The following is a 5,949-nucleotide window of genomic DNA, read 5'->3' as shown; positions in this document are numbered from 1 at the left end:
GTCTCTACCAGCTTCTTGACGGCAGAGGTGCCCATTTCGTTGTCGTCTTCGCCGTTCAGCGCCATCAGCGCAGAACCGGTGATGATCGGGGTGTCGTCGCCCGGGAAGTCGTACTCGCTCAGCAGCTCGCGAACTTCCATTTCAACCAGTTCCAGCAGCTCTTCGTCGTCGACCATATCGGCCTTGTTCAGGAACACGACGATGTAGGGTACGCCAACCTGACGAGACAGCAGGATGTGCTCGCGAGTCTGCGGCATGGGGCCGTCAGCAGCGGAGCAGACCAGGATAGCGCCGTCCATCTGGGCAGCACCGGTGATCATGTTCTTGACGTAGTCGGCGTGACCCGGGCAGTCAACGTGAGCGTAGTGGCGAGTCGGGGACTCGTACTCAACGTGCGAGGTGGCGATGGTGATGCCGCGCTCGCGCTCTTCCGGAGCGTTGTCGATACCGTCGAAGGCCACGGCTGCACCGCCCCATACTTCGTGACACACGCGCGTCAGCGCCGCAGTCAGGGTTGTCTTACCATGGTCTACGTGACCAATCGTGCCCACGTTTACGTGGGGCTTGGTACGTTCAAACTTTTCCTTTGCCATCGCGACAGTCTCCTAGCCGAGCGTTAAAACGACTTCTTTCTTCTGAACACAACAAAAGGCAATAGCCCACCATAGGCTCTTGCCGCCAATATTAATGGAGCTCATAACCGGATTTGAACCGGTGACCTCTTCCTTACCAAGGAAGTGCTCTACCGACTGAGCTATATGAGCCCTACAAACTTACTGTTCGTTGGAGCGGGTAGCGGGAATCGAACCCGCATCATCAGCTTGGAAGGCTGAGGTTCTACCATTGAACCATACCCGCTCATAAAGCTAACTTTCACACATCACGGAAAGTAATGGTGGAGGGGGGTGGATTCGAACCACCGAAGCTTTCGCGTCAGATTTACAGTCTGATCCCTTTGGCCACTCGGGAACCCCTCCCCAAGAGAGCGGGATATTCTGCTGACAGGGCGTACCACTGTCAACGAAAACAACCCAAATAACTCGCTTAAGCTACTGTGAAAACTGAGAAAATGGAGCTGGCGAGAGGAGTCGAACCCCCGACCGGCTGATTACAAGTCAGCTGCTCTACCAACTGAGCTACGCCAGCACAGTCTCACCACGGCCTCAAACGAGGGCGGCATTCTAGACGAACTTGATTAGGGACGCAATTCAAATACAGGATTTTTTAGTAGTTTTTGCCGGCGTCACCTGCAGGCCAGCCGCCGCCAAAGCCGCGCGCAGATCGTCGCTGGTTACCCGACCATTCGCATAAACCTCATAACGGGGCCGAAAACGTGCTACTTCGTGGATACGCACCCGATATTCCAGCTCGCGATATTTATCGCGCAGCCGCTCTGCCGAACGCTTCTGGGAAAAGAAACCGAGGGAAATCGCGTTCTTCAGCTCCCCATCGTCAATCAGGAAGCTATCCACTTTGCGCGCGCGAAGTTTCTGCAGCACCCCCAAGGCCTTGTCACGGCTGGAGAACGGCCCCACATGGACCCAATAATCAGGCTCGTCGGGTACCTTGACGGTCTCGAGTCCGGCCACGAGCTGCTGGGATTGCACGGTAACCACTGCCAGATCCGCCTGGGATTTCTGGTCAAACTCGCCTACCAGCCAACAGCTTTCGGGGATTACCTGTGGTGCCGACTGCTCTTCAGGCAAAGGCTTCGCCGTCAACGCCAGCCGCTCCGGGCGCTCCAGCTCGTCAATCATCACCAGCGTCGGAACGGCTCGGCCATCGGAATGCGTATTGTGCGCGGCCTGCGCTGGCGCACCCTGCTGCCAAATCCAAAGCGCGTAGAAGCCATTTGCCAGCAACAACAATGCAAAGCACCAGCGGATCACAGTGTGTCCTCTTATATTATCTTTCAGGGCAGGGCGATGGAGAGCCCATCAAATACCAAATCAGGCTGCCAGTCAAAATGGGAGCCATCGGCAAATAAAGACTGCAAGAGTTCGGCGTCACCCCCAGTAATCAGGGCTCGAGCGTCCTCGCCGAGCAAAGTCCGCCCCTGAGAAACAGCCTTTTCCAGGAGCGCGATCGCCGCAAAGTAGCCGCCGTGCCGAACCGCCTCACCGGTAGAACACCCCGGTGTCGTAGACGGGACGACCGGTTCGGAAAACAGCACACGAGAAGTATCTCTGAGCAGCGCCTGCTCGGACAACCGCAACCCCGGCAAAATATAACCCCCCAGGTGTTGGCCGCCACGATCCACATAGTCGATCGTCATAGCGGTACCCGCATCGACGACCAGCACACCAGCGTCACATTGGGAATAGGCCGCCAGCATCGCCAGCCAGCGGTCCACACCGAGCCGATGGGGCTCAGCGTAGACGTTTTTTACGCCGGCGCAACTAGCGCTAGTGCGCGCAAATTCCGGTGTAATCTTCAGGGTGCGCTGCGCCCAAGTAACGAGTTTCTGCTCTAACGCCTCACTGACAACGGAGGCAACGCGAATACGGCTAACCGGCCAATGGTCGAGCGCTAAAGAGGAGACATCGTCGGTTACGCCACGATCCACCACCCGGGATTCTTCCAGCATTCGCCACTTTGAGCGGCTATTGCCGAGGTCAAATTCCAGTATCACGCCACCCCCATCCACTAACGGCCGTCCACCAGAGGACGCAGACTCACTTCTCCGCCGGAGATATACTCAAGTCCGTTGGCAGTTTCGAATTGCAGCGCGCCGTTGCTAGCAACACCACGGCAAATGCCTTCAGTCGCTACGTCGCCACGCCGCACAGTAGCTGGCGCGCCATTAAATGCATCAAAGCTTTCCCAATCCTCCTGGAAAGCCACAAAACCGCTACTGGAAAATGTCTGCAACAGTGGCAACAGCCTGTCGAGAATAGCGCCGAGCAGCTTATTACGATCCAGCTCAGGGCACGCCGCGCGGGTGAGATCTGTCCAGGCCTGATCAATCGGCGCATCATCCGGAAGATTGACGTTCAAACCAATGCCGATAATGACCTGACAGCGGCCGGCTGCATCGCCTTGCATCTCCAGGAGGATCCCCGCCAGCTTCGAGCCACCATGCAATATATCGTTCGGCCATTTGAGGGCTATATCGTCAAGCCCAACCCCACTCAAGGCCTGTGCGACAGCGACCCCCACCGCCAGACTCAAACCCTCAAGCGCCGCTGCACCGCCGTCAAACTCCCATAGAACAGAAAACATCAGATTGCGACCGTAAGGGCTGACCCAGGTCCTACCAAGCCGCCCTCTGCCGGCGGTCTGCTGTTCAGCAACGCAGACCACGCCCGAACGGGGCGAAACACGAGCCAAATCAGAGAGGTAAGAGCTCGTGGACGTTATCTGTTGCTCGACGATAAGTTCGGCCAGTAAGCCTGCAGATTTGCCACTTAGAACTTTTTGAATTTCCCGGGCATCAAGCGGCGCATAGCCACCGGGCAAGCGATATCCCTTACCCTTGACCGAATCGACACGAAGACCGATTTCGTCGAGCTTCTGCAATTGTTTCCAGATAGCCGTGCGGCTGACACCCAGCTTCGCGCCGAGCTCTTCGCCCGAGTGAAACTCGCCATCAGCGAGCGCACCAAGAATATCTGTTAACTCCATTGAATCACCGCCCCTTCTGTGTGGCGCGATAATAGCAGGTTTGAAGAGCGGGAGGGCTAGTCCGGCGAGTCGGCGCGCAGCTCATCGAGCTTTTCACGCGCCATCAGGGTGAGTAGCTCCAGTTTTTCCTGGTCGAGCAGGCGTGTATCAAACATTCGCTCAAAGGCTGGCACAGTTTTGACCAGAGCCTGAATGATCTCAGCGACATCTTCTTTATCTAGAGCCAACCATTGGCTGGCGATCGCAAATAGATCCGACATGTCCCGTTCGTTATCGTCGGCTAGCAACACATCAGCCATGCGTGCCGACAAGGCAACACAGCGAACGAATTCGCCATCCCCAGCGGGCAAATCCAGTGGCGAGTGGCTGTAGGCTACCGCTGATTGCATTCGTTCGCTGAAGCCCCACTCTTCCATCATCCATGCTCCGACACGCGGATGAGTTGCGCGACACAATTGATTTTCGTGGGCGACAAGTCGAGCGTGGTCACTTTGAGAAAAAGGAAGCTGCCGATAGGTAGCGGGGAACACCTTGTCCAATACCATCATCCCAAGATCCTGCATCAGCGACGCCAGAAACAGGGCCTCAGCGTCAGCAGGCCGCTTTTTTGCTGCCACATACTTGGCAGCGCTGGCAGATAGCAGGCAACGCCGCCAGTAGAAAGCGTAGTCGAGTTCGCCTTCAGACTGCATCTTCAGTGCAGACACCAGTGAAAAAGACAGCGCCAGGTTCTGTGTTGCTGCTTGCCCAAGCCGGACGACAGCCTGCTGGAGGGTTTCAACACCTCGACGGCTCCCGTATATCGGGGAATTCGCGACCCTGAGCAGCTTGGCCGCCAGTGCCGGATCGCGCTGAATGACATTCACCATGTCGTTGGCCGACGCGGCATCATCATTGACCACCTGGATAATACGTGTGACAACACCCGGAAGCGTAGGTAGCCCAGTCGCTGTAACCCGCAGCTGTTCCAAAACTCGCCGCTCGGCAGTGCTTACGCCAATGTCCAAAGTAGCGACTCCGCTGACCTTATAATGTGCAGACAGTAAGCGGGCTAACCAGAGGAAAGAATTGGGGAAAATACGGATGGAGTAGAGCGCACGACGCCCACACAATGCCGCGCAGCCCGGTACACCGTCAGCGCACCTGATCTATGGTAGGTCGACGGGTGGAAAATCGATGTCGGTGTCTGCGAGATGGTTTGCATAGTTGGTCAGCGTGTTTGCCGTAACCGCCAGTACGATATCCATGACCTCACCGTCCTTAAGGCCGGCTTTCCGGGCAGACTGAAGGGCATCATCACCGACCCAGCCTCGCTCGGCGGCCAAGGTCTTCGCCAACCGCAGAGCTGCCTCCATTCGGACATCGCCCGCCCTACCGGACATTGCCGCTTTGATTTGCTCCTCGCTTAGCTTGAGTTGCGACGCGATTGCGCTGTGCGCCGAAACGCAGTATTTGCAGCTGTTTTCCGCGGAAATCGCCAGCGACAACAGCTCGCGTTCCGCAGCGGTAAAGGCACTCTTTTCCTGGGCTGCCGACAGTTTGAGATAGGCATCCAGAGCTGCGGTCGAATGGCCAAGGGTTTTCAGCACATTGGGGACACTGCCCATTTTCTTTTCTACTGTTTCAAACAGCGTGCGCTGGTCAGCGCTACATACTTCTGCGTCGACAGGATCAATACGCGACATTAGACCTCCTTTAGCTTTTCGTTTAACAGCACTACGCACAGGCTATCTGAACCGATGAGACGATCTAGGGAGGATGTGAAAATTAACGACGACAGAAACAGGTGTGACACCTCGTCGCGCACCAGCGCAGTGCATTGTTTTAGCAAAGGCCAGTTAGTGTCTTATCCAAGACTCAAAAAAAAGGAAATGTTAAGCGATTCAATACTGCAGCTTCATTTGCACTAGCTGTCATCGCCAGTGGCTGCGCCTCTGTGTACTCACCTGTCGGCTCCGCTGCATACACCAACGTTTCTGGCCCCATTACTGCAGCCGAGAAAGCGGGTGGTTCAAAAGACGGATAGACCTTTGCTATCAATAGCATCGGGTTAATTGCTACGGGAGATGAGTCGGTTGAGGCGGCAGCCCGCAATGGCGGCATTTCGAAAATATCGAGCGTAGACCCGTACTAAGCTTCTATTCGAAATCCTGCACGGTGGTGAAGGGCAACTAAGCGCTCCCCCGTAGATATTGTCGATTTTTTGGCATAAAAAAACCCGAGACTCTGTCGAATCTCGGGTTTTAAATTAAAGCTTGGCGATGTCCTACTCTCACATGGGGAAACCCCACACTACCATCGGCGATGACGCGTTTCACTTCTGAG

The 5,949-nt window shown here is 55.9% G+C and carries 7 protein-coding genes and 4 tRNA genes; 1 reads left to right on the top strand and 10 read right to left on the bottom strand.

Features of this window, described 5'->3' with window-relative positions; all coding sequences use genetic code 11:
• The 10 genes from AC222A_RS18510 to AC222A_RS18465 form a co-directional block, all read right to left on the bottom strand.
• A partial coding sequence (locus AC222A_RS18510; protein WP_486775416.1) for a GTP-binding protein occupies positions 1 to 593 on the bottom strand: 593 nt, incomplete at its 3' end.
• Between the two features lie 95 nt (positions 594 to 688).
• Positions 689 to 764: transfer RNA gene (locus tag AC222A_RS18505), tRNA-Thr, on the bottom strand.
• A gap of 20 nt (positions 765 to 784) precedes the next feature.
• Positions 785 to 858 (bottom strand) — tRNA-Gly (locus AC222A_RS18500).
• Positions 859 to 893: 35 nt separating this feature from the next.
• A tRNA-Tyr gene (locus AC222A_RS18495) sits at positions 894 to 977 on the bottom strand.
• Between the two features lie 93 nt (positions 978 to 1,070).
• Positions 1,071 to 1,146 (bottom strand) — tRNA-Thr (locus AC222A_RS18490).
• A gap of 62 nt (positions 1,147 to 1,208) precedes the next feature.
• Entirely contained in the window at positions 1,209 to 1,889 is a 681-nt protein-coding gene (locus AC222A_RS18485; protein WP_486775415.1) for an SPOR domain-containing protein, read from the bottom strand.
• Between the two features lie 23 nt (positions 1,890 to 1,912).
• Entirely contained in the window at positions 1,913 to 2,632 is a 720-nt protein-coding gene (locus AC222A_RS18480) for a type III pantothenate kinase (protein ID WP_486775414.1), read from the bottom strand.
• Between the two features lie 14 nt (positions 2,633 to 2,646).
• Positions 2,647 to 3,624: a bifunctional biotin--[acetyl-CoA-carboxylase] ligase/biotin operon repressor BirA gene (birA, locus tag AC222A_RS18475; protein WP_372750104.1), complete on the bottom strand. Its 978-nt coding sequence runs from the start codon at positions 3,622 to 3,624 to the stop codon at positions 2,647 to 2,649.
• A gap of 56 nt (positions 3,625 to 3,680) precedes the next feature.
• On the bottom strand, positions 3,681 to 4,631 hold the full coding sequence (locus AC222A_RS18470; RefSeq protein WP_372750105.1) for an HDOD domain-containing protein: 951 nt from the start codon (positions 4,629 to 4,631) through the stop codon (positions 3,681 to 3,683).
• 141 nt (positions 4,632 to 4,772) lie between these two features.
• Positions 4,773 to 5,309 (bottom strand): carboxymuconolactone decarboxylase family protein, encoded by a 537-nt coding sequence (locus AC222A_RS18465; RefSeq protein WP_372750106.1) that lies wholly within the window; start codon positions 5,307 to 5,309, stop codon positions 4,773 to 4,775.
• 350 nt (positions 5,310 to 5,659) lie between these two features.
• Here AC222A_RS18465 and AC222A_RS18460 point away from each other — a divergent pair, with 350 nt between their 5' ends.
• On the top strand, positions 5,660 to 5,758 hold the full coding sequence (locus tag AC222A_RS18460) for a TRL domain-containing protein (protein WP_486775417.1): 99 nt from the start codon (positions 5,660 to 5,662) through the stop codon (positions 5,756 to 5,758).
• The last annotated feature ends 191 nt before the right edge of the window (positions 5,759 to 5,949 follow it).

Source organism: Litorivivens sp., assembly GCF_057445395.1.
Note: the sequence above shows the minus strand (reverse complement) of the source record. Positions and strands in the feature narration are given on the sequence as shown.

Excerpts from the sequence above, each read along its gene's own strand:
- birA (WP_372750104.1), bottom strand. The coding sequence starts at position 3,624 with ATGGAGTTAACAGATATTCTTGGTGCGCTCGCTGATGGCGAGTTTCAC.
- AC222A_RS18465 (WP_372750106.1), bottom strand. The coding sequence starts at position 5,309 with ATGTCGCGTATTGATCCTGTCGACGCAGAAGTATGTAGCGCTGACCAG.